Origin of the sequence: Flavobacterium agri (genome assembly GCF_013401995.1) — a bacterium.
Classification (GTDB): domain Bacteria; phylum Bacteroidota; class Bacteroidia; order Flavobacteriales; family Flavobacteriaceae; genus Flavobacterium; species Flavobacterium agri.
On the sequence record NZ_JACBJI010000002.1, the window covers coordinates 68,808 to 93,837 of the forward strand.

A 25,030-nucleotide genomic window follows, 5' to 3' on the forward strand; every position below is an offset into this window, starting at 1 on the left:
CAGAAAAAACATCGTTTATTATCGTAATTCCGTTGGAAAAAATCTCGTGCCTGAAACGTTCGAAATCCATAAAATTGAAGTTCCTATAAAAGTACGAAACCTCATAAAAACAAAAACCTCCGAAGCAAAACTTCAGAGGTTTTAGAGGCATCGAGCGGATTCGAACCGCTGTACGAGCTTTTGCAGAGCCCTGCCTAGCCACTCGGCCACGACGCCATTTGTAATCAGGTCGGCAAATGTAACCAAATCTTTTAAAGTTTGAAAGTTTCGGTTTAAAAAATGCCGAATAAGCTTATTCGTTGCGATGTTCTAGCTTTTCCAAGGCTTTGTCGACCATTTTGCGCTCTTTCGGAAACAATCCTTGCACCAATAAGAATACGCCCGAAATGATCAAAACGACACTGATCGCTTTCTTGATCATCAAGATGTTGTGCGGGTTCAGATAACGTCTCAACTGCTTGGCCAGCAAAATCTTGAAGATGTCGACGATGAAATAACTCAGGATGACCGAAGCGAAAAACGTAAGCATCCTGGAAGGTTGCAATTGCAATTGAGGACCGATCGTGATGATGATCGCCAACCAAAATCCCAACACGCCGATATTGATGAAATTCAGGAAAAAACCTTTTACCGCAAGCGTGAAATAATTGTTTTTTGCAAGTTCTGCCGGATCTTCGGGGTCGATATTCTTTTTGGGTTTCTTGTGTTTTATCAAACTGATGATGCCATACGTGAGCATGACCAACCCTCCGAAAATGAAAAGTGCCGGATCGTCCTTGATGGCATTGAGAAGCCTGTAGCTCGAAAAATACGCGATTAGGATAAATACGATATCGGCTATGATAACCCCTACATCGAACGACAACGCAGCGCGGAATCCTTTAACGACGCTGGTTTCAAGAAGCACGAAAAAAACCGGGCCTATCATGAAACTCAGGAAAAATCCAAGAGGAATGGCCGTTAAAATATCTTCAAACATGTATGGCTTATAAATGCGTTAACACAAATATAATCTGAAAATCCAAATTTGTTAATTTTTGGGTAATTTCTTGATGAGGTAATCCAAAACTACTCCTCGGTAATCGTTCCGCCCAAAATCGATTTTTTGTCGGTTGTCTGCGGATTTCCGTGAATCGTGATTTCGCCACCGGCCTTGGTTCTTGCCTTTACGTATTTCGAAGCGTTGACTTCGGCTTCACCGCCTGCGTTGATGCTCACATCGGTTCTTTCGGTAATGAGGTTTTTGGCTTCGACGATGCCGCCGGTTCCGATCGATATTTCCTGATCGGACGCTTTACCTTCCAGACGGATCGTCGCTCCCGTCACCGATTTCACTTTCAAGATCTCTACGTCGAGCTCGAGTTTTATTTCGGCTCCTTCTTTTGCAGTAACGTCGAGTTTTGCAGAATTGACGGGCTTTCCGCTGCCGATGTACGCACCTTCGCTCGCATCGACGCTCTTGATTTCCTTGTAATAGATTTTGGCCTCGATTTCTTCGCCTTGCAACAGTTTCGTAGCCGGCATTCCCAATTTGAGCTCGCCGTTTTTATTGACTACGATGACTTCCTTGCTGCGTTTTCCGGTGATTTCGACTTTGTTTACGTCCGATGGGACGAGTTCTGCCGAAATCCTATCGAACACTTTCACTTTGTCAAAATCGCCCGGGTCTTTAGTGACTTGGGAAAATCCAGATTGAAAGGCTGCAAGCGTAAGGAATAAAACTATTTTTTTCATTGTTCGTCGTTGTTGTTTTTCTTCTTTTTCTTTTGTGATTTTGCTGCCGAATTCGCGTCGGCCTGGGATTTCGCCGCTTCGTAATCCTCTTTTTTTCCGAGGTAATGGTAATCGAGCTGTTTCTTGACCAAATCGGCGTTCTTGACCTTTACGTATACTTCATCGCCAAGTTGGATCGTATTTTCTGAAACGGCTCCGACTAGCGCGTATTGCTTGTCGTCGAACGTGTAATAATCGTCCTTGATTTCACGGATGCGGCACATTCCCTCACATTTGTTCTCGACGATTTCGACGTAGATTCCCCATTCGGTAACGCCCGAAATCACACCGAGGAAATCCTGATCCTGATGATCAGCCATGTATTTTACCTGCATGTATTTCACCGAGTCGCGTTCGGCATTCGTGGCCAGGTTTTCCATGTTCGACGAATGCTCGCATTTTTCTTCGTACACTTCTTCGGATACCGATTTTCCGCCGTCGAGGTAATATTCCAGCAATCGGTGCGCCATCACGTCGGGATAACGTCGGATAGGCGAGGTGAAATGCGAATAATAATCGAACGCAAGCCCGTAATGGCCTACGTTATGGACCGAATATTTAGCCTTGCTCATGCTTCGGATCGTAAGCGTATCGACCATGTTCTGTTCCTTTTTGCCGTGCACGTCTTCCAAAAGCTTGTTGAGCGATTTCGAAATATGCTGCTTGCTGCGGAAATCGATGCTGTAACCGAACCGCGAAATCACACCTTGAAGCCCGATCAATTTGTCTTCGTTCGGTTCGTCGTGGATGCGATAAATAAAAGTCTTCTTTTGTTTTCCGATGAATTCTGCGACTTTCTTGTTCGCCAAAAGCATGAATTCCTCGATCAGGTGATTCGAATCTTTCGCCTCTTTGAAATACACGCCAACCGGCTCGTCTTCTTCGTTGAGTTTGAATTTGACTTCGACTTTATCGAACGAAATTGCTCCGTCGGCCAATCGTTTGCGACGCATGATTTTGGCGAGCTCGTCAAGTTTGAGAACCGCTTCGGTCACATCGGCAGGCGCTTCATACGCTTGGCCTGTAAGCGAAATGTGTTCGGGAATCGAAGGCTTTTTGGTTTCGATGATATGTTGCGCTTCTTCATAAGCGAATCTCTGGTCCGAATAGATCACGGTGCGCCCGAACCATTGGTTGACCAGATTCGCTTTGTTATCGAGCTCGAAAATGGCCGAGAACGTATATTTCTCCTCATGCGGACGAAGCGAACACGCAAAATTCGACAAGACTTCGGGCAACATCGGTACGACACGATCGACCAAATAAACCGAAGTCGCACGGTTGTAGGCTTCATCGTCGAGAATCGTTCCTTCCTGCACATAATGCGAAACATCGGCGATATGGATACCGATTTCGAAATTGCCGTTATCCAGTTTTTTGAACGACAGCGCATCGTCGAAATCTTTCGCATCACGCGGATCGATCGTAAACGTCAATGTTTGACGCATGTCGCGGCGTTTGTCTATTTCTTGTTGCTGGATCGAAGTATCGAGTTTTTGTGCGTACACTTCGACTTCGATCGGAAATTCGTACGGCAATCCGTATTCGGCCAAAATCGCATGGATTTCGGTGTCGTGTTCGCCCGGTTTCCCGAGTACTTTGATCACCGAACCGAAAGGAGAATCGGCGCGCTTAGGCCAATCTTCAATTTCTACAAGCACGACGTCACCGTTTTCAGCTTCGCCCCATTTTTCTTTGGGGATGAAGATATCGGTATACATTTTCGGGTTCGCCGTAGAAACGAAAGCGAAATTCTTCTGGATGTCGATCACGCCTACGAATTGCGTCTTGGCGCGTTCGACGATCTCGACGACTTCACCTTCGGGGCGTTTGCCCTTTCTGCGGTTGTACACATACACCTGCACCGTATCGCCGTCTAAGGCTCGGTTGAGGTTGTTTGTAGGAATAAAGACATCTTCTTCGAACTCGTCGCAAATGAAAAAAGCCGTCTTGCGGCTGGTCATATCGATTTTTCCTTCGTAATAATCCTGGCTGATGGCCTTGACCAAATACTTTCCAGGTTCCGATTCCACTACTTTCTTTTGGGCGGCGAGCAGCTTTAGGTCACGGATGATCTCATTCCTGCTTTTGGTATCGTCTACTTCTAAAATAGCCGCTATTTGTTTGTAATTGAATGCTTTATTTGAATTTCGGGCAAGGATTTTCAGGATCTTGTTCGAAAAATCCTTGGGTTTTCCCTTTCCCGGTTTATAGTGTTTTTTACTCATTGGTGTCTTAAAATATTAGGGGAAATTACGAAATACCGATTCGTTAAACCCGAACTCGGGAATTCTTTTAAATAAAATATAACTTTTTAAAACCACATGGCCAAATCTAAAACTTCGTAACTTTAAGGAAGCCCAAAAACACCCATTATGGAAAATTTCATCGTCATCGCCGTTTTCCAGTATACGCACGAGATCGAAATCCTCAAACACAGGCTCGATCAGGAAGGCGTCACGTATTTTTTCGAGAACGAGGCCACGGCTTCGGTCGTACCTTTTTATTCTCTGGCGTTGGGCGGAATCAAACTCAAGATCCATCCGAACGATTCCGACATCGTCAACAACATCCTCGAAGAACTCAAAGGCGGGCATTCGCTTCGCATCGTCTGAAAACTCAAACCTTCCTTTCACTAATTACCAATCAGCGTTTTGCTCAAATCCCGAAAGTTTTCCACAACACTTAAAAACAAAAAATAAAAGGAGGGATTTTTAAAAATATTTTTGATGGTTATTATGGGATGTTAATTGGTGGAATAAATTTTCAAGTGACGATTTTGAAACTTAGTTTTACTTTGTTGTAACAATTTGTTAACATAGTATTTGACATCCAATTCGCTCATTTTGAAAGTTTTTTAGATTTTGATCAACAGTTGTTGACAATCGAAAATCGCATTCGGATGTCGATAATTCACATTGTCGGATGTTGTTGATATCCGTCGCTTTGGCCTTGAAAACTTTTCCAAAATTTCCCGAAACTTCATTTGGATTTTTCCTGTAGGTTTTTGATTGTAAAAATTTAGATACATCCTCAAAAAATTTCTAAAATTCTTCTGTTTTGTTTTTAACAATCGATGTTAATTTAAGGTTATCTGAAAATGAGTGTGTTACGGATTTGGATTAACAATGCGATTTTCGATGTTGATTTTCGCAATCCGATCTTTCGCTAAACCGAACAATCCGCATTTAAAAGTATCTTTGCAGCACGAAACAACCTATATAAAATGAAAATCTCCATCGGAAACGACCATGCAGGTCCCGACTATAAAAAAGCCATCGTCGAAAAACTAAAGGCGCTCGGGCACGAAGTAACGAATTACGGCACAGATTCTACGGACAGTGTCGATTATCCGGATTTCGGCCATCCCGTAGCACAAGACGTAAGCGAAGGCAAAGCCGATTTCGGGATCGTGATCTGCGGAACCGGCAACGGAATCGCCATGTCGGCCAACCAACACAAGAACGTTCGCGCCGCCGTTTGCTGGACAAAAGAGATCGCCGATTTGTGCCGACGCCATAACGACGCCAACATTTTGTCTGTACCGGCGCGCTACACCTCGGTTCCTCAAGCCGTTGAAATGGTAGAGCATTTCATCGCGACCGATTTCGAAGGCGGGCGTCACGCCAACCGTGTCAACAAAATAGCCTGCGTTTAAAAGCTTAGAAAATTTAGCCGCGAATTTCACGAAGGACACAAATTATTGGTGTTTATTCGTGAAATTCGTGGCTTCTTATTTAGTATTATGACCAACATCGAATTCATTTCCCAACACGTTTCGGCTGCGGCCAAAAGCATCCAGAATGTCGTCCAACTTTTGTCTGAAGACTGCACGATCCCGTTCATTTCGCGCTATAGGAAAGACATGACCGGAAATTTGGATGAGGTCGTGATCGAAAATATCGCCAAAGCCAATACCTCGTACGAAGCAATCGTGAAAAGGAAGGAAGCCATCGTCAAATCGATTACCGAACAAAATGCGATGACGCCCGAACTTGCCAAAAAAATCGAGTCGAGCTTCGATTTGAATGAGTTGGAAGATTACTATCTGCCGTTCAAAAAGAAGAAAAAAACCAAAGCCGATACCGCTCGCGAGAACGGGCTCGAACCGCTTGCCAAGATCATCATGGCACAAAACACGGACGACGTCGATTATATCGCCTCGAAATACCTCAATAAAAATGTAACCAACGAAGACGAGGCTTTGCAAGGTGCGCGCGACATCATAGCCGAGTGGGTAAGTGAGAATATCTACATCCGGAAAACGTTGAGACGTATTTTTCAACGCAAAGCAGAGATTTCGACCAAAGTCGTCAAAACCAAAAAAGACGACGAAGCCGCGAGGAAATTCAGCCAGTATTTCGACTGGAAGGAAAATTTGGCCAAAGCGCCGGCTCATCGCTTGCTTGCGATGTTGCGCGCTGAAAACGAAGGCTTCATCAAACTCAGCGTCGACATAGACAAGGACGAAGCGCTCGACATGATGGAAAATTCGATCATAAAAAACAACCGCGATACCGCAATCCATCTCGAAAAAGCCATTTCCGACAGTTACAAACGTTTGCTCGAACCGGCCATTTCCAACGAAGCTTTATCGGAAGCCAAAGCCAAAGCCGATGCGAATTCGATAGGCGTTTTCGCTACGAATCTGGGGCAGTTGCTGCTTGCGCCGCCTTTGGGAGAAAAACGAATCCTGGCGATCGATCCGGGTTTTAAAAGCGGATGTAAAGTCGTGTGCCTCGACGAGAAAGGTGACCTTTTGTACAATGAGACGATTTTTCCGCATGCGCCCCAAAACGACACGGCGATCGCGATGAAAAAAATCCGTTCGATGGTGAATGCTTATAAGGTCGACGCGATTTCGATCGGAAACGGAACGGCGTCGCGCGAAACCGAATTCTTCATCAAAAAGATAGCGTTCGACAAACCGATCCAGGTTTTTGTGGTCAGCGAGGCCGGCGCGTCGGTGTATTCGGCATCGAAAATCGCAAGGGACGAATTCCCGAGTTACGATGTGACGGTTCGCGGTGCGGTTTCCATCGGAAGACGACTTTCGGATCCGTTGGCCGAATTGGTAAAAATCGACCCGAAAGCGATCGGCGTAGGCCAGTACCAACACGACGTAGACCAGACCAAACTCAAGGAAGAATTGGATACCGTTGTCGTGAGATGCGTGAATTCCGTCGGGATCAATCTCAATACGGCGAGCAAATCGCTGCTTTCTTACGTGAGCGGAATCGGGGAGAAGCTCGCCGAGAACATCGTGAATTACCGATCCGAAAATGGGCCGTTCCAAGACCGCAAGGAACTCAAGAAAGTGCCTCGTTTGGGTGAAAAAGCATTCCAGCAAGGCGCGGCTTTCGTAAGGATTTCAGGCGCAAAAAACCCGCTCGATAATTCGGCTGTGCATCCAGAGGCCTATCCGATCGTTGAAAAAATGGCGAAGGATTTGAAGATTTCGGTTTCGGAACTCGTCGCCAACAAAGAGAAAACAGCGTTGATAAAGCCCGAAAATTACGTGACCGGACAAATCGGAATATTGGGTTTGAAAGACATCATAAAAGAGCTTGAAAAACCGGGACTCGACCCGAGAAAAGCCGCTAAGGTGTTCGAATTCGATTCGACCGTGAAATCGATCAAGGATTTGCGTTCGGGAATGGTTTTGCCCGGAATCGTGAACAACATCACCAATTTCGGGTGTTTCGTCGACATCGGGATCAAGGAAAGCGGCCTTGTGCATATTTCCCAATTGAAAGATGGTTTCGTGTCGGATGTGAATGAAGTCGTGAAACTGCATCAGCATGTGCAAGTAAAAGTCGTTGAGGTCGATGAAGACAGGAAACGGATACAATTGACGATGGTTATCTAAAATCGTTTCTTGACGTCGGGAATTGAATCCAATGATTGAAAATCTGTTTTCAAATCCGGATTTTCCTAATTTTAACCATGCCCGAAAAAAACCTCCAACTCGAACGCTTGGTTTTCTTTTGCGATGCGATCGTTGCCATCGCGATTACGCTTTTGGTGCTCGATATCAAGATTGATTCCACGCCGAGCGGGCATTTGACATTTCACGATCTGTTTGGCCAATGGAAGCATTTATTGACGTTCTTCCTGTCTTTTTTCAACATCGCGAATTTTTGGAAAGTGCATCATTCGTTTTTTTCGTACATCAAGAAAATAGACGAACGACTGTTGTGGATCAATATCATGTGGCTGCTATTCATCGCGATTTTGCCGTTCACGACTTCGTTGGTAAGTGAATTTTTACACGATGAAGCCGCTATTTTCGCCTATAGTTCGAACATCCTATTGATTGCGACATTCCAGAATTTGATTTGGGATTACACCGAAAAACAACCTGGTTTTCGAAAGGAAGAAGAGCTTGATCCCGAATTAAGCAAGCGCTTCACGGTATATTGCAATCTCGACATGATCAATTCGGCTATCGGCGTGGCGGTGTCGTTTTTCTTTCCGGTATTGGCGTTCGTTATTCTTTTCACGAAATTCCCGACGATAATTTTCGCGAGATTCTACTATTTGAAAGAGCACAAAAAAATCCGTCGCGACGGATAGTGTAAATTATAAACCTCAAAGGTTTTCAAAACCTTTGGGTTTCCCATAAAAAAATCCCGGCCTAAACCGGGATCCTATTATTCTTCGCTTTTAGTCTCTTCTTTTTTCTTTTCGGCTGGAGAGTCGTCTTTAGCTGCATTTTTGAATTCCTTAACGCCGGAACCCAATCCTTTCATTAATTCCGGAATCTTCTTGCCTCCAAAAAGCAAAAGGATTACCGCAATGATCAAAATCCATTCTGTTACTCCAAATTTTCCCATGGTATTGTGTTTAAGCCGAAGCAATTGAAATATAACGGCAAAGATAGTCGAAAAATGCATTCGCCCATTTAAGCTTTTGGCAAATATTTAGGATTGCCGGTCTCTTTATTTACGGAATAACAAAGGCCTTGGTTTTCCTATATTTGTACAAAGCGACGACATGGCTCAAAAACGGCACAAACGCAAAAAAATCGCCAAAAAACTCTTCACCAAAAACCGTTTGGTCATTTTGAACGAAGACACGTTCGAGGAGATTTTCTCGTTGCGGCTCACGCTTATGAACGTTTTCGTCGTGGCCACGATTGGTGCGGTCGCGATCATTTTCGTGACGACGTATATCATCGCTTTTACGCCTTTGCGCGAGTATATTCCGGGTTACGCATCTTCCGAACTCAAGAAAAACGCGACCGAACTCGCGCTCAAATCCGATTCATTGCAAGTTGCGCTTACCAAGAACGAGGCTTATATCCGATCGATAAAACGCATTTTGACAGGCGATTTGGATTATGCCAAGCTTTCTAAAGATTCGATCATCGCCGCCGGAATGGAAATACCCGAAGGCCAGATCACCGCATCCGAAGAAGAAAACCAACTGCGCGATGAGGTCGCCAAGGAAGACAAATACAACTTGTTCGAAAAAGCGACCCCAAAGACGAGCGTCGTGCTTTTTGCGCCCGTAAAAGGCAGCGTGACCGATAAGTTCAACGCAAGGCAAAAACATTACGCGGTCGATATCGCCGTTCCCAAAAACACGCCGATAAAAGCCGTTCTCAACGGGAACGTGATTTTCGCCGAATGGACGCCGTCGAACGGGAATTGCGTGATCGTGCGTCACAACAACGGATTCATTTCGGTTTACAAACACGCGGCCGAAATGACTGTGGAAGAAGGCGATGTCGTCAAAACCGGAGAAGTCGTGGCGCTCGCGGGTTCGACCGGACAGGAATCGACCGGAATCCATCTGCATTTCGAACTTTGGAAAGACGGTTATCCGATCGATCCCGAACAATTCATATCTTTTGAATGATGGAAAACATAATGGATGGTTTCGTTTGTATTCTGTGCGGCATCGTGTTCGTGGTTGCGGCCGCGTTCATGCTGGTTTTTCCGCCGAAAAAAATCAACGATTTCTACGGATATCGAACCAACACCTCTAAAAAATCCCAGGACAGATGGGACTTTTCCCAGAAATTTTCGGCTTGGAGAATGATCGAAGCGGGACTTTTCCTCATTTTGGTTTCGATTGCTTTGGATTATGCCGACTTTACCGAAACCGCAAGCGTGCTCATCGGCATCGGATTGCTGCTCGCGAGTTGCGTTTACATGATTTTTAGAACCGAATCTGCTCTGAAAAAGAAATTCCCGAATTAATATGTCGTTCAAATCGTTCGCGGCCAAGCTTTTTGCCGATTATATCTACGCCAAAACCCAAAAATGGGCACAAAATCCTGTTGAAACCCAACAGAAAGTCTTTCGCGAACTTATCGAAAAAGCCGTGAATACCGATTTTGGACGCGACCATAATTTCACCGACATAAAATCGTTCGAGGATTTTGCCAGACGCGTTCCGATCCGCGATTACGAACAGCTCAAATCGTATGTAGATGAGGTCGTAAAAGGAAAGGAAAACGTGCTTTGGCCAGGCAAACCGTTGTATTTCGCGAAAACTTCGGGCACGACTTCGGGCGCCAAATACATCCCGCTGACCAAAGAATCGATGCCGTATCATATCGAAGCCGCGCGCGATGCGATTCTGCATTATATACACGAAACGCGCAATTCCGATTTCGTGGACGGCAAAATGATTTTCCTTCAGGGAAGCCCCGAACTCGATGAAAAAAACGGGGTTAAACTCGGCCGTTTGTCGGGAATCGTCGCGCATTATGTGCCGAAATACCTGCAACGCAACCGCATGCCGAGCTGGGAAACCAACATCATAGACGATTGGGAAACCAAGGTCGATGCGATCGTAGAAGAGACGATAAACGAAGACATGTCTGTGATTTCGGGCATCCCGAGTTGGGTTCAGATGTATTTCGAAAAACTCAGGGAAAAGGCGGGAAAACCCGTCGGGGAAGTTTTCAAGAACTTCAACCTGTTCATTTACGGAGGCGTGAATTACGAACCGTACCGCGCCAAATTCGAGGACCTGATCGGACGGAAAGTCGATTCGATCGAGCTTTTTCCGGCGTCCGAAGGCTTTTTCGCGTATCAGGATTCGCAGGCCGAAAAAGGCATGTTGCTGCTTTTGAATTCGGGTATTTTCTACGAATTCGTCAAAGCCAATGAATTCTTTGAGGACAACCCGCGTCGTTATACCATCGGCGAAGTCGAAATAGGAATCAATTACGTGTTGATTTTATCAACCAACGCTGGGCTTTGGGCGTATAATATTGGCGATACGATCCAGTTCACTTCGACCAAACCGTATCGCGTGATCGTTTCGGGCCGCATCAAACATTACATCTCGGCTTTTGGCGAACATGTGATCGGAAAGGAAGTCGAGGAAGCGCTCAAGGAAGCGATGCAAGACACGAACGTGCGTGTCAACGAATTTACCGTCGCGCCCCAAATCAATCCCGAACACGGTTTGCCGTATCACGAATGGTTTATCGAATTCGAGAACGAACCGACTGATTTACAAGGTTTTTCAGAAAAAATAGACGACGCGATGCGCAAACAGAACGTATATTACGACGATTTGATTGCGGGCAACGTGCTGCGCAAGGTCGTGATTACCAAAGTGCCGAAATCGGGATTCGATAACTATATGAAGTCCATCGGCAAACTCGGCGGGCAGAATAAGTTGCCGCGTCTTTCGAACGACCGTAAAATCGCGGATGAGCTGAAATCCTGAGATTGGATCAACCGTAACGGTAGAATTGTCGCAAATCCGCGGTCATAAAATTACCACCACCGCCCACCCACAATTTACCGCAATTCCAACCCAATCCATTACAGATAAAATGTACATTATCTTAAATTCCCCAAAACGCTACTACAAACCCTTCCCACTTAACCTTACCCTAACCAATTAAACTGCAAAAACCCTACATTTGCACCAAGTGAGAATTTTATTGGATGAAAGAACTTAAAAATATCGTTCGCACGCGCGCCCAGGAATCTTCGGCGGCTGTGGAACGCCTTTACATCACGATGCGCCATTTGTTCAACCGCGGTTTCTACAAACCGATGGGCGTGTCAGGGGAAACATTAAGAGAGGCTTTATTGGCGTTGCGTCCCGAAATTTACGGAAGCATCGCCACCGAAAAAGTAGAATTGAACGGACTTTTGTACGTGATCGAACGACTTCCGGTCGGGATCGAGCAGTGCCGGTTCATCAACTTGACTTCTGATGAAGGCTACTCGAAATCGCATTTCAAAGCGATCGTCCCGCCAAAGAGAAAGCGCAATTGTTATCGCATAGACGACGAGCAGATGAACGTCGAGATCACGCGTGGCCGTTCGGATATTTACGATATCCTGACGCACCTCACGTTCCTGTTCATCGAATCGCACAAGATCAAGGCACGCGTCCTGCTCGATGAAAATACGGGCGAAGTCTCGCGCGATTGGCAAAAACTCGGCGAAGTCGTAGGAAACGGCGAAACCCTGACACTGGAAGAACGCGAACAGGCAATGTCGCACGCGGCCAACGTTTTGGGTCGTTCTTTTTCTGAAATCCTCGATGTTTACGACAATTTCGCGACGGCCGAAAACCCGGACCGTTTCATACACGTGATCTATTGGCTCGGCAAACTCGCGATAGAGGAATTGGTAGAGAACAACAAACGCACGATCTCTTTCAGCCCGATTTTGCGCGAACGCCTCGGGCATCACATCCACGGCGAGATTTGGGCCAACAACATCAAATCTGTACTTAAGGAAAACGGTTTGATCGACCGTCCGATCCATATCATTTCGGCCAACATGCACTCGGTCATGAATTCGCTTTTCGCGGAACACGTGCTCAAAACCATCCCGAAGTTTCGGGACAAGGACAAAGCCGATTACGCGATTTACGAAGAACTCAGCAAATCAGGCGCGGACGCACTTCGCAAACCCGTCGAGAAATTCGCGACGGAACACGGCATGATTTCGCTTCCGGACACGTCGGGAACGAATATAGACGTACAGATTTTCGATACGGAAAAGATCGATTGGAACAAATCGGCATTCCCTAAAGCAAACACTTCGGCTGAAAAACCCGTAATCATCGTCATGGACTACGCGTTCGGCGAACAGGCTTACGAAACGATCGACGAACTTCTGAAGCCGTATTCCGAAGGGAAAAACCGCACGCTTTTGAACGTCGTTTCGGTTTCCATTATGGGAAAAGCCGGGATTTTGGAAGGCGACAAAGGCGACATTATGATCCCGTCTGCCCACATCAACGAAGGAACGGGCGACAACTATCCGTTCGAAAACGAGCTCACGGCCGAACTTCTGGAAGGCAACGGCATCCCGGTTTACGCCGGTCCGATGGTAACCGTTTTGGGAACGTCGCTCCAGAACCGCGACCTGCTTACTTTTTTCAACAAATCGACTTGGGGCGTCATCGGTCTTGAAATGGAAGGCGCGTATTACCAGAAAGCGATCCAATCGGCATCTAAAATCCGAAAGAGCATCAACCCGGATGTGAAAGTGCGCTATGCGTATTACGCTTCGGACAACCCGCTCGAAACCGGAAGCACGCTTGCATCTGGCGGTCTTGGCACGACCGGTGTGAAACCTACTTACTTGATTACCATTAAAATTCTGGAACAGATATTAAACGTCAAATAAACGATGAAAGACAAAAAATTTACCGACGATCAGGAAATCGATCTTGATGCGTTAAAACAAAAAATGGGTAATGCTCTCGACGGTTTGAACACCAAACTTTTCAGGATGTTGCAGTTTTTCATCAAAAATATCATCATTATCTCGGTTTTGCTAGTCGTGGGAATCGGGCTTGGTTTTTATCTCGACCGTACGCAAAAGACGTACGATCATGAGCTTAAGGTCCAACCCAATTTCGGCAGTGTCGATTACCTGTATGGAAAAATCAATCTGCTCGAGTCAAAAATCGAAAAAGGGGACACGGCTTATCTAAAGAATGTCGTGGGGCTCAAATATCCGAAAAAACTGCTCAAGATCGACATCAAACCAATCGTCGACGTTTATCCTTTCGCCAACCAAAGCGAATACAACTTCGAACTTTTGAAAGTGATGGCCGAAGATGGAAGCATCGACAAAATCATCAAGGAACCGGCAACGTCCAAGAACTATCCGTCGCATATGATTTATTTGCGTACGAAAGATATCGCAACCGATGCAACTACAATTCAACCGATACTTAAGTATCTGAATAATAGTGCTTACTATGCGAAACTGCAAGTGGAATACCAGAAAAACCTCAAGATCAAGATGGTTGCCAACGATCGCATAATCGCGCAAATCGACGGAATCCTGGACCAACTCGGCTCAAACAATCAAGCTTCGGGACAGGTGTACATCAACCAGAATACACAACTCAACGACGTCATCGACAGTAAGGACAAACTTGTCCGCGAGCAAGGCGATTTGCGTGTCGCCCAAGTCAATTACGACAAAATCGTCAAAGAGCAAAGCCAAGATGTGAATATCGAAAACACCGAGGTCACAAACGGCAAAATGAAACTGTTTTTGCCGATTCTGTTCATCGGGCTTTTTGTGCTGGTAAAACTCTTTATCGCCTTCTACAAAAAACAAGCGGCCAAAGAAAAAAAGCAAGCGTAATGAAAGGTATTATTCTCGCCGGAGGTTCCGGCACCAGGCTCCATCCGCTTACACTTGCCGTAAGCAAGCAACTCATGCCGATTTACGACAAGCCGATGATTTATTATCCGCTTTCGACGTTGATTTGGTCGGGAATCCGTGAAATACTGATCATTTCGACACCCCACGATTTACCGTTGTTCCGACAACTTTTGGGCGACGGATCGAAACTGGGCTGCCGATTCGAATATGCCGTGCAGGAAAACCCGAACGGTTTGGCAGAGGCGTTCATCATCGGCAAGGAATTCATCGGAAGCGACAAAGTAGCCCTGATTCTGGGCGATAACATATTTTACGGAACCGGATTGTCGGGCTTGCTGCAATCGAACAACAACCCGGACGGAGGCGTAATTTATGCCTATCACGTGCACGATCCCGAACGATACGGCGTCGTCGATTTCGATACGGACGGAAACGTACTTTCGATTGAAGAGAAACCGATCCATCCAAAATCGAACTATGCCGTTCCCGGAATTTATTTCTACGACAACGACGTGGTCGACATCGCGGCCAATATCAAACCTTCTCCGCGCGGCGAACTCGAGATTACCGACGTCAACAAAGAATATCTGCAACGCGGCAAGCTCAAGGTAAGCATACTCGACAGAGGTACGGCCTGGCTTGACACGGGAACGTTCAATTCGCTTATGCAGGCGTCACAATTCGTACAGGTAATCGAGGAAAGGCAAGGACTCAAAATCGGCTCCATCGAAGAAGCCGCTTTCGAAATGGGCTTCATTACGCCCGATCAATTGAAAGTTTTGGCCGAACCATTACTCAAAAGCGGCTACGGCACACATTTGATGGGATTAATCGGATAGCATGAAATTCATACCAACAAAACTCGAAGGTTGTTTCATCCTCGAACCGACTATCATCGGCGACGAGCGTGGTTCTTTTATGGAAAGTTTCAACGAAAGGACGTTTGCCCAAGGAACGGGCCAACCGACGCATTTCGTGCAAGACAACCAATCGGTTTCGTCACGAGGCGTTTTAAGGGGTTTGCATTACCAGGTTGGGGAATTTGCCCAAGCAAAGCTCGTTCGCGTGCTTAAAGGAGAGGTTTTGGACGTTGCGGTAGACATCAGGCCCAAATCGCCCACTTACGGACAACATGTTTCGCTATTGCTGTCGGGCGACAACCAAAAGCAGTTTTTTATCCCGAGAGGTTTCGCTCACGGCTTTTTGGTCTTGAGCGAATCGGCCGTTTTCTTTTACAAATGCGACAATTTCTATAGCAAGGAATCCGAAGGCGGTATCATTTACAACGATCCGGAACTTGCAATCGATTGGAATTTTCCCGAATCGGAAATGACGATCTCTGAAAAAGACACCCATCTTCCTACCTTCAACCAAGCGCGAAAAGTATGGTAGTGCTCGTCACAGGCGCATCGGGACAATTGGGACAGGCATTGAAATCGGTGCGGTCTTCCTATACGCAAATCGATTTCCATTTTGCCGATTCCTCTCAAGGCGACATTACCGACCTTTCAAAAATCCGTTTGCTTTTCGATGAGGTCAAACCTCATTTCTGCATAAACGCGGCGGCTTACACGGCTGTTGATAAGGCGGAAAGCGAGCCCGAAAAAGCATATGCGATAAACGTGGCCGGAGCGGCGAACCTGGCTTCGGTATGTCTCGAAAAAGACTGTACGCTGATCCATATTTCTACCGATTTTGTTTTCGACGGCGAATCAAAAATACCGTATTCCGAGGAACAGGAAACCCATCCTACTGGCGTTTACGGCCTCACCAAACGCGACGGAGAATTAGAGATCCAGAAAATCCTGCCACGCCATTTTATCGTGCGTACCTCTTGGGTGTATTCCGAATTCGGGCATAATTTCATGAAGACGATGTTGCGACTGGCCAAGGAACGCGATGAGGTCAATGTGGTCAACGACCAGATCGGCACGCCGACTTACGCGGTCGACTTGGCACATGCCTTGATCCACATTATACTTTCCGAAAAGGCCATTTACGGTATTTACAACTTCAGCAACGAAGGCATCGCGAGCTGGTACGATTTCGCAAAGGAGATCTTCTCATTGTCGTCGTCGACCATAAAACTCAACGCGATCCCGACTTCGGCTTTCCCGACACCGGCCAAACGGCCATCGTATAGTGTTTTGGATAAATCGCGCATCCGCTCCGTCTTCGGATTACAAATCCGGCCATGGCAACAAGCGCTTGCCGAAGCGATAAAAAAATAAGACATAAAAAAGGAGAGCAATGCTCTCCTTTTTTTGTGGTCCCAAATGGTTATTTGCGAACTATTTTGCGGATTCCCGTTTTTCCGTCGCTTTCCACCTGAAGGATGTAAACTCCTTGCGGAAGTTCGCGGAAGCGGATAATCTCGCCTTCCACTTTTCCGGATTGGATCAGTTTTCCTTCTATGGAATGCAGCATGAAACTGGCGTTTGTGCCGATTCCGTTAACGGTCACGGCGTCTACGAACGGGTTCGGATACACAGAGAACACCAGATCGCGAGGATTGCCGACACCAAGTTCCGGCTCGACCGTAATCGTGATTTCGAAAGTCACGCTTCCCGCAGAATTGGTCGCTGTCACGGTATAAGTTGCCGTGGCCGTCTCTTCGGTTGGCGTTCCAGAAATCTCACCCGTTGCCGGATCGAATGACAATCCCGCAGGAAGTCCAGGCGAAATACTGTATGTGTTCACATTGCCCGAAACGGTAGGCGAAACGGTTGCAATCGCGGTATTTTGCGTAAACACCAATGGCGTCGGATAACTCAACGCGGAAGGCGCAAGTTCGTTGACCGTAATCACGACGTCGAACGTAACGTTTCCTGTAGAGTTCGTCGCCGTCACCGTATATCCGGCAATGGCCGTTACTGCCGTAGGCGTTCCTGAAATCACACCGGTTGACGCATCAATCGAAAGTCCTGCAGGCAACGATGGAGCGACGGTATATGTGGTCACGCTTCCGGTTACGGTCGGGTTCAAATCAGTAATCGTCTGTCCGACAGTAAATACGTTTGGAGATGCGTAGCTCAAACCGGATGGAGCCGCTAGGTTGACCGTAATCACCACATCAAAAGTGGTACTTCCTCCAGAATTTGTCGCCGTGACGGTGTATGACGCTGTTGCGGATGCCGATGTCGGCGTTCCCGAAATCTCACCTGTCGCAGTATCGATAGAAAGTCCGGCAGGCAAAGCAGGCGAAACCGAATACGAAATCACGTTTCCGGTAACCACAGGCGTCAAAACCGAAATCGCTGATCCGACCGTAAAGATGTTAGGCGACGGATAACTCAAGAAAATAGGTGCCGTATCGTTCACGGTGATCACGACTCCAAATGAAGTGCTGCCACCTGAATTGGTCGCAGTAACGGTATATGTTGCCGTAGAAGCGATTGCCGTAGGCGTTCCAGAGATGATTCCAGTTGTCGTATCGAACGAAAGTCCGACAGGCAAAGCGGGTGAAATGACGTATGAAACCACGCTTCCGGTAACGGTCGGGTTCAAGGCCGAAATCGTCGAACCAACCGTAAATACGTTTGGCGTGTTGTAACTCAACGCAGACGGCGCTACGGCATTTACGGTGATCACGACTCCAAACGAAGTGCTGCCGCCCGAATTGGAAGCCGTAACCGTATAAGTGGCCGTGGCCGTAACCATGGTCGGCGTTCCCGAAATGATACCGAATATCGGATCTAAGCTAAGTCCCGCAGGCAAAGCCGGTGAAACCGAGAAACTCGTCACGAATCCGATGATGGCCGGGAACAAAGGCGTAATGCCCGTTCCGACGGTATACACGTTCGGAGATGTATAACTCAAAGTTCCAGGAGCGGACGGGTTTACGGTAATCACGACATCAAAAGTGATGCTTCCGCCCGAGTTTGTCGCAGTAACCGTATAAGTATTGGTTGCGGATGCCGATGTCGGCGTTCCAGAAATCACACCTGTTGTCGTGTCAAATGAAAGTCCCGTAGGCAAAGCCGGTGAAATGGAATACGAAACTACAGTTCCGGTCACGGTCGGTGTCAAAGCCGAAATCGCCGTACCGACGGTAAACGTATTCGGCGAGTTGTAGCTCAAAGCCGAAGGAGCCGCTTGGTTTACGATAATCGTCACGTCGAACGTCGTGCTTCCACCCGAATTCGTGGCCGTCACGGTATAAGATGCCGTAGCCGAAACAGCCGTCGGCGTTCCCGAAATCACACCGGTTGTCGTGTCTAAAGACAATCCTGCCGGAAGCGAAGGCGAAACCGAATAAGACGTCACGTTTCCGGTAACCGTCGGATTCAATGCCACTATCGCCGTTCCTACGGTAAAAACGTTCGGCGTGTTGTAACTCAAAGCCGATGGCGCTATGTCGTTCACGGTGATGACCACTCCAAACGAAGTGCTTCCACCAGAGTTCGTGGCCGTCACGGTATAAGTCGCCGTAGCCGAAACAGCCGTCGGCGTTCCCGAAATGATACCTGTTGTAGGATTTATAGACAATCCGGAAGGCAATGTCGGAGAAACGCTAAACGAAACCACGTTTCCGGTAACGGTTGGCGTAAGGTCTGTAATGGCTTGACCAACGGTAAAGATGTTCGGCGAAGCATAACTCAAGGCTGTAGGCGCCACATCGTTTACGGTAATCACGACACCAAAAGTAGAACTGCCGCTCAAATTCGTGGCCGTTACCGTATATGTTGCCGTTGCCGTAACCGTCGTCGGTGTTCCAGAAATGATCCCGAAAGTAGGATCCAAAGTAAGTCCGGCAGGCAAAGCAGGCGAAACCGAGAAGCTCGTCACAAAGCCGATAATGGCCGGGAACAAAGGCGAAATCGCCGTACCGACGGTATACACGTTAGGCGACGGATAACTCAACGAACCCGGTGCAGGCATGTTGACGGTAATCACCACATCGAACGTAGTGCTTCCGCCGGCGTTTGTAGCCGTCACGGTATACGTCGTCGTAGCGGAAGCGACAAAAGGCGTTCCCGAAATCACACCCGTCGTCGTATTGAAAGTCAACCCCGAAGGAAGTCCTGGCGTAATCGAATAAGACGTCACGGTTCCGGTCACGGTAGGCAATAGCGGTGCAATACCGATTCCGACCGTATAAACGTTCGGCGTGTTATAGCTGAGGTTAGACGGAGCCGCAGGATTTACGGTGATCGCCACGCCAAAAGAAACGTTTCCGCTTTCGTTAGTGGCCGTTACGGTGTATGTCGCTGTGGCGGAAACCACAGTCGGTGTACCCGAAATCACACCTGTGGTCGTGTCCAAAGAAAGTCCCGCAGGCAAAGCGGGCGAAACGCTGTACGAATCGACGCTTCCCGTCACGGTAGGGTTCAAAGCGGTAATCACAGAACCTACTGTGAAAACGTTCGGCGTATTGTAACTCAATGCAGACGGAGCTACATCGTTAACCGTAATGCTGACATCGAAAGTCGTGTTTCCTCCTGAATTGGTTGCCGTCACGGTATAAATTGCCGTAGCCGAAACGACTGTAGGTGTACCTGAAATTACACCTGTGGTCGTATCTAAAGAAAGTCCTGCAGGAAGAGTCGGAGCAATTGAATACGAAATCACGTTTCCGGTCACCGTCGGATTCAAGGCAGAAATTGCCGTTCCGACAGTAAACACGTTTGGCGTAGTATAACTCAATGCAGAAGGCGCGATGTCGTTGACCGTAATGCTGATGTCGAAAGTCGTATTTCCACCCGAATTCGTAGCCGTTACGGTATAAGTCGCTGTGGCGGAAATGGCAGTCGGCGTACCCGAAATCACACCCGTTGCCGTGTTGAACGACAATCCGGTCGGAAGTGAAGGCGAAATCGCATAAGACGTCACGTTTCCGGTCACCGTCGGATTCAAAGCAGAAATTGCTGTTCCGACAGTAAATACGTTCGGCGTGTTATAGCTCAATGCAGACGGCGCGATGTCGTTCACTGTAATGCTAATATCGAACGAAGTGCTTCCGCCAGAATTCGATGCAGTCACGGTATAAAGCGCCGTAGCGGTAACGGTTGTCGGCGTACCCGAAATCGATCCGGTCGTATTATCGATCGAAAGGCCATCGGGCAAATCGGGCGAAACCGAATAGAACATCACGTTTCCGGTAACGGTCGGGTTCAAAGCGGTAATGGCCGAACCGACGGTAAATACATTCGGAGTCGGATAGCTGAGGTTGGCCGGCACTTGATCAAGCACAGCAATCAACAAATCGAAAGTCGTGCTGCCGCTTGTGTTCGTGGCCGTTATGGTATACAAAGTCGTAGACGAAGAAACAGTCGGCGTTCCTGAAATCACACCCGTTGTCGTGTCGAAAGAAAGTCCGGCAGGCAAAGTTTGGGAAATGCTGTACGAATCCACGTTTCCGCTTACGGTCGGATTCAAATCGGAAATCAAAGTACCGACGGTGAACACATTCGGTGTGTTGTAACTCAAACCTGACGGAGTCGCCTCGTTGACCGCAATGCTGATGTCGAAAGTCACGCTTCCGCCAGAATTGGTAGCGGTCACGGTATAAGTCGTCGCGGCCGAAATAGCAGTCGGCGTACCCGAAATCACACCTGTCGTCGTATCGAAAGAAAATCCGGCAGGCAATGTTGAAGAAATGCTGTACGAATCCACGCTTCCGGTCACGGTCGGATTCAAATCGGAAATCGCAGTGCCGACGGTGAACACATTCGGCGTGTTGTAACTCAAAGCCGACGGAGCGACATCGTTAACGGTAATCGTGATATCGAACATGATGCTTCCGTTCGGATTGGTCGCCGTAATCGTATAAACTGCAGTAGGCGTCGCAACAGTAGGCGAGCCGTAAATTACCCCTGCATTCGGCGCAATCGATAAACCGGCAGGAAGTGCAGGCGAAACAGTAAAGTTGGCCGTCGTGCCCGCGTCGTTCGCAGTCGGTTCGATATAAACGGAAGATTGGCCTACGGAAAGGACTACTGGCGTATCGTAGCTCAATGTGGTCGGTGCCGGATCTTCTACGGTAACCACCCAACCGAACGTGGTGCTTCCGCCAGCATTCGTGGCCGTTACCGTATAGGTTGTGGTCGGTGTCGCCACAACCGGCGTTCCGACGATCTGGCCGTTGTTCGGGTCATAGAAAAGCCCCAAAGGCAAATCGTTGAAGCTGTATGAAGTCACGCTTCCGGTCACGGTCGGCATCAATGGCGTGATCGTCGTTCCCGTGTAGAACGTGATCGGGCTCGGATAGCTCAAGTCTGACGGAGCAGCCGGATTCACGGTAATCACCACATCGAAAGTCGTACTTCCGCCCGCATTTGTAGCGGTAACGGTATAGGTCGTCGTCGGAGAAACCCCGGTCGGCGTTCCCGAAATCACGCCCGTAGTCGTATCGAAAGACAAACCTGACGGAAGCGTTCCCGAAATGCTGAAACTCGTCGCGGTCGCGGTCGTCGCCGGAGTCAAAGGCGTAATCGGCGTTCCCACGACAAACGTGTTCGGGCTTGGGTAGGTAAGCGGCATTTTCACCGCATCCATCGCGATATTGTTGAACGTGACGCGAGCGCCCGTATCGGCCGTCATATTCGGGCCTGTAAAACGCAAACGGACTTTGAAATTGGCGTTGTCGTTCGCGGCCGTAATTGCCGAGAAATCGGTTTCGAACAGTTGATATGTTCCCGTCGTCAGCGCCAAGGCAGAAGTAATTCCCGTCGTGATCCAAGTCGGAGCGCCCGCATTCGTGGCGTAGTCGATTGCGATGCCCGTTGCGGCACCTTCGTCCATTGCGGCAAAAGAGAACTTGATTTCCTTGTAGCCTGTCGTCGGAAGGTTGAACACCATCGTATTTTCCAATCCGTTGTTCTGGAACGGTTGCGTAATCTGTAAACCGCGCATAATGCCCGGCGCATAAGCGACGTTGCTGTTGGTTTCCGGACGATAGTTGATCGGCGTCGGCATGTTGCGTCTTTCCATCGAGCCGTGTCTCCAAAGCGGATTCGCCGACGTGAACGGATAACCCGCAAGCGAAGACGAATAACTGATAGTCGTGTTCGGCAAAACTTCGTAAGACGAATTCAAAGACGTAAGCGGCGTATCGTTCGGGATGGCCGTGTTCATCATCCAGAAATACACGGGAACACTTTGCTCTACAGCGAATCCTTCAGGAACGAAAACCGCGGTCGCGTTGAAATTGGCCGCAGAAGTCACGGTGATTTCGGCAGTAGTCGCCGTAGAAACGCCCGTCCAATGGCTGAAAACATAACCCGGTTTTGCGATCGCCGTAAGCTTTACCGGAATGTTCGAGAAATAAATGCCGCTCCAAGGGAAAGGAGTAGCCGAAACGCCAGGCAAGCCCGGTTGCAGTTCCAAAGTATTGATTTTGATATAGCCGTGGTCGTTGTCCGACACGTTCAAAGTCGCCGTGATATTATTCGCGATGCTGAATTTGTTGCGGATGTGGTTGCGCTGAAAAGCCGGACGCTGGTTCGCGAAATCCGTCTCATAATTCATGTACCAGTCGAAATCGCCCATGTCGAACGCGCTCCAACGTTGCGTATGCGCCGGAAGTTCAGCGAAAATCCCGTCCTTCATCGCGTTGAGTTTCGCAATGACGTTCGCAGGCAGATAGTGACTGTTCATCATGTCCGCGAAACGGTTGATGAAATAGTTCTTGAAACCTTCGTTCTGCAACATTCTTCTGAGCCAAAGCGTCGACCAATCGGGATTTACAGGACCGATCGAAGTCGCGATCTGCAAATTGTTGTGGTTGTAATCGTCCGTTCCGAAAGAGAACGTGTCGTCCATATCGTGGAAAACCCAACGGAAACGTCCGTCTGCACCATAATCGGCCGTCGGTTCGTACTGGCTCGTGCGCTTTCTCCAGAATTGCTGGTTGTTTCCGGGCCAATCCGAATTGTCGAAAAAGATATTCGCGATGTAATAATCGGCGAAACTTTCGGGATCGAGCTGTGTGACCACATGGTCGTAATCGGCTTGGTTCGAAAGGTTGTGGCCTTGCATGTAAGCGGTGACTTCGTCGTATTTGTCGTCGTCTCCTTCTTCGGCATCTCCGTCGTTTTCAATCAGATCCACATCGTCAAAACCGTAAACCTGCTTGAAATAATTGTTGTCGTATTTCTCGCGCAGGTTCATGATTCCCCAATATTCACCGTCTACGAAAACGATCGTCGGCTGGTAATTTTCGTTTTCGCAATGTTGCTCTTTACAGATGTTTTGTACAAGCGCGTCGCGGAACATCGTATTGCGGAAATCGTTGCCTGAAGTCGAAAGCGTCAAACGCTCGTAACTCTGGTAAGGCAAATTCGAGAAGAACTGGTAATCCATGTCGTCGTCTCCGTATTCGCCTCGCGCATAAATATTGAGCGATTTGTTCTCGTATTTTCTCGTCGAACCGCCTCGGATACGGATTCCGACGTCTTGCGTCAAAACCTGTGTTCCATTCACATAATAGCTCAGGTTCGCGCGGCGCTCGGTTTCCTCTCCGCTTCTGTAATAATTCCCGACGCGAAGGCTTCCTGGATGAACGCCAGGATTCGCGGCTCTCCAATCGTCGAAATCAACTCCGGCGACGAACATACCGTCGTTGTAGTCGTAGAAAATCGATTCGGTAAACGAAAGCGAAACAACCGGAATGCTGAATTTACTCGCGCCCTGAGGTGTCACGAAATACGTCTGGGAAATCGTCGGACTGGCCAAAGCACCCGGTTTGACCACTTTTGCGCGAACGACAGTGCCTTTGAAAAGCGGATTGTCCGGAATGTAAAACGACGGATCGAAGTGATACGTCGAAGAAATCGCCGCCAATTTATTCGGTTGAGGCGTTCGGTCCACGATATTGATCGGCGTGTTGTAGGTCAGCGTCTCATAAGAATTCGTCAACAACGGCCCCGGGGTTTGGAAGCCCGATTCATTGTACGAATTGCGATACGTGTATGTCTGTCCGCCGATGTTGGCTTCGCTGGGTTCAGAACCGTCGAGCGTATACAAAATAGTGGCTCCGGGATCGGTAGTGGAAAGCGTAAGGTTGAATGCCGCGGTAGAAAACCCGCCTTGTTGAGAGAAAACAGGAGCGCTCAAAAGGCCGGTGTAAGCGACAGCCGCGTTTTGTGCGTTCGGCGTCACGTCGTCGAAAAAAAGAAAAGGTCCTGTTCCGTTAGGAAAGCGACCCAATGAGAAATTTTGTTGTATGACGGTAGCCGGAACCTGATCGACGGTCACGCTCGCAGCATTGGTAAGCACGATGTTTTCGCCCGAAGAGCTGATCTTCCAATTCGTATGCAACGGTTGTCCGACGACGGTGCGGTTCTTGTCTGAACAGTAAATCAGCAAATACTGGCCCGAGTTTACTGTAACATTGGGAAATACCCATTTGAACGGTTGGGTCGGATCGTCCGTAAGCCCATATCCGTTGAGGTTTACAGCGCCAGGACCGTTGTTGAAAAGTTCCACCCAATCCTGGTATTCTCCGTCTTCGTCTACATTCAAGGATGTGTTTGAAGTCACGATTTCATTGATGACGATCTGGGATTTGGCTTGGGTACAAAAAGCAAAAAACGCCAATAAAATCAGCGCAGGGGTAATTTTTTTCATGTGCTACCTGTTTATGCGACAAATATATATGCTTTGTCGGGTTGTCAGGATTTTCTCGTTTTAAATAACCA

General features: G+C 47.9%; 17 protein-coding genes and 1 tRNA gene. 12 read left to right on the forward strand and 6 right to left on the reverse strand.

The window, feature by feature from the left end:
• Window positions 1-145: 145 nt before the first annotated feature.
• From HZF10_RS04345 to rnr, 4 genes are all read right to left on the reverse strand, one after another.
• Window positions 146-216: transfer RNA gene (locus HZF10_RS04345), tRNA-Cys, on the reverse strand.
• A 76-nt stretch (window positions 217-292) separates the two neighbouring features.
• Window positions 293-979 carry a LysE family translocator gene (locus HZF10_RS04350; protein WP_176004963.1) on the reverse strand — a complete coding sequence of 229 codons (687 nt, stop codon included), beginning with the start codon at window positions 977-979 and terminating at the stop codon, window positions 293-295.
• An 89-nt stretch (window positions 980-1,068) separates the two neighbouring features.
• Entirely contained in the window at window positions 1,069-1,734 is a 666-nt protein-coding gene (locus tag HZF10_RS04355; protein WP_176004964.1) for a head GIN domain-containing protein, read from the reverse strand.
• Window positions 1,731-4,001: a ribonuclease R gene (gene rnr / locus HZF10_RS04360; protein WP_176004965.1), complete on the reverse strand. Its 2,271-nt coding sequence runs from the start codon at window positions 3,999-4,001 to the stop codon at window positions 1,731-1,733. Before rnr ends, HZF10_RS04355 begins: the two co-directional genes overlap by 4 nt.
• A 147-nt stretch (window positions 4,002-4,148) precedes the next feature.
• Here rnr and HZF10_RS04365 point away from each other — a divergent pair, with 147 nt between their 5' ends.
• From HZF10_RS04365 to HZF10_RS04380, 4 genes are all read left to right on the forward strand, one after another.
• Entirely contained in the window at window positions 4,149-4,388 is a 240-nt protein-coding gene (locus tag HZF10_RS04365; RefSeq protein WP_176004966.1) for a DUF2007 domain-containing protein, read from the forward strand.
• A 611-nt stretch (window positions 4,389-4,999) separates the two neighbouring features.
• Complete coding sequence (gene rpiB, locus HZF10_RS04370; protein WP_176004967.1) at window positions 5,000-5,431, forward strand: ribose 5-phosphate isomerase B; 432 nt, start codon at window positions 5,000-5,002, stop codon at window positions 5,429-5,431.
• An 87-nt stretch (window positions 5,432-5,518) separates the two neighbouring features.
• Window positions 5,519-7,642, forward strand: coding sequence for a Tex family protein (locus HZF10_RS04375; RefSeq protein ID WP_176004968.1), 2,124 nt, complete (start codon window positions 5,519-5,521; stop codon window positions 7,640-7,642).
• A 77-nt stretch (window positions 7,643-7,719) separates the two neighbouring features.
• Window positions 7,720-8,349: a TMEM175 family protein gene (locus HZF10_RS04380; RefSeq protein ID WP_176004969.1), complete on the forward strand. Its 630-nt coding sequence runs from the start codon at window positions 7,720-7,722 to the stop codon at window positions 8,347-8,349.
• A gap of 77 nt (window positions 8,350-8,426) precedes the next feature.
• Here HZF10_RS04380 and tatA read toward each other — a convergent pair whose 3' ends face one another.
• Complete coding sequence (tatA, locus tag HZF10_RS04385; protein ID WP_176004970.1) at window positions 8,427-8,609, reverse strand: twin-arginine translocase TatA/TatE family subunit; 183 nt, start codon at window positions 8,607-8,609, stop codon at window positions 8,427-8,429.
• Between the two features lie 160 nt (window positions 8,610-8,769).
• On the opposite strand from tatA, the gene HZF10_RS04390 reads away from it, so the two are divergent.
• From HZF10_RS04390 to rfbD, 8 genes are all read left to right on the forward strand, one after another.
• Window positions 8,770-9,636: a M23 family metallopeptidase gene (locus HZF10_RS04390; protein ID WP_176004971.1), complete on the forward strand. Its 867-nt coding sequence runs from the start codon at window positions 8,770-8,772 to the stop codon at window positions 9,634-9,636.
• Window positions 9,633-9,980, forward strand: a complete 348-nt coding sequence (locus HZF10_RS04395; RefSeq protein WP_176004972.1) for an SdpI family protein — start codon at window positions 9,633-9,635, stop codon at window positions 9,978-9,980. The genes HZF10_RS04390 and HZF10_RS04395 overlap by 4 nt, the downstream gene beginning before the upstream one ends.
• 1 nt (window position 9,981) lies before the next feature.
• Complete coding sequence (locus tag HZF10_RS04400; protein ID WP_176004973.1) at window positions 9,982-11,466, forward strand: GH3 auxin-responsive promoter family protein; 1,485 nt, start codon at window positions 9,982-9,984, stop codon at window positions 11,464-11,466.
• Between the two features lie 224 nt (window positions 11,467-11,690).
• Window positions 11,691-13,394: a DUF6909 family protein gene (locus HZF10_RS04405; protein WP_176004974.1), complete on the forward strand. Its 1,704-nt coding sequence runs from the start codon at window positions 11,691-11,693 to the stop codon at window positions 13,392-13,394.
• 3 nt (window positions 13,395-13,397) lie between these two features.
• Complete coding sequence (locus tag HZF10_RS04410; protein ID WP_176004975.1) at window positions 13,398-14,369, forward strand: hypothetical protein; 972 nt, start codon at window positions 13,398-13,400, stop codon at window positions 14,367-14,369.
• Window positions 14,369-15,229 (forward strand): glucose-1-phosphate thymidylyltransferase RfbA, encoded by an 861-nt coding sequence (rfbA, locus tag HZF10_RS04415; protein ID WP_176004976.1) that lies wholly within the window; start codon window positions 14,369-14,371, stop codon window positions 15,227-15,229. The genes HZF10_RS04410 and rfbA overlap by 1 nt, the downstream gene beginning before the upstream one ends.
• 1 nt (window position 15,230) lies before the next feature.
• Window positions 15,231-15,782, forward strand: a complete 552-nt coding sequence (rfbC, locus tag HZF10_RS04420) for a dTDP-4-dehydrorhamnose 3,5-epimerase (RefSeq protein WP_176004977.1) — start codon at window positions 15,231-15,233, stop codon at window positions 15,780-15,782.
• Entirely contained in the window at window positions 15,776-16,621 is an 846-nt protein-coding gene (gene rfbD / locus HZF10_RS04425) for a dTDP-4-dehydrorhamnose reductase (RefSeq protein ID WP_176004978.1), read from the forward strand. The genes rfbC and rfbD overlap by 7 nt, the downstream gene beginning before the upstream one ends.
• 49 nt (window positions 16,622-16,670) lie before the next feature.
• Here rfbD and HZF10_RS04430 read toward each other — a convergent pair whose 3' ends face one another.
• Window positions 16,671-24,959, reverse strand: a complete 8,289-nt coding sequence (locus HZF10_RS04430; protein ID WP_176004979.1) for a putative Ig domain-containing protein — start codon at window positions 24,957-24,959, stop codon at window positions 16,671-16,673.
• Window positions 24,960-25,030 lie beyond the last annotated feature (71 nt).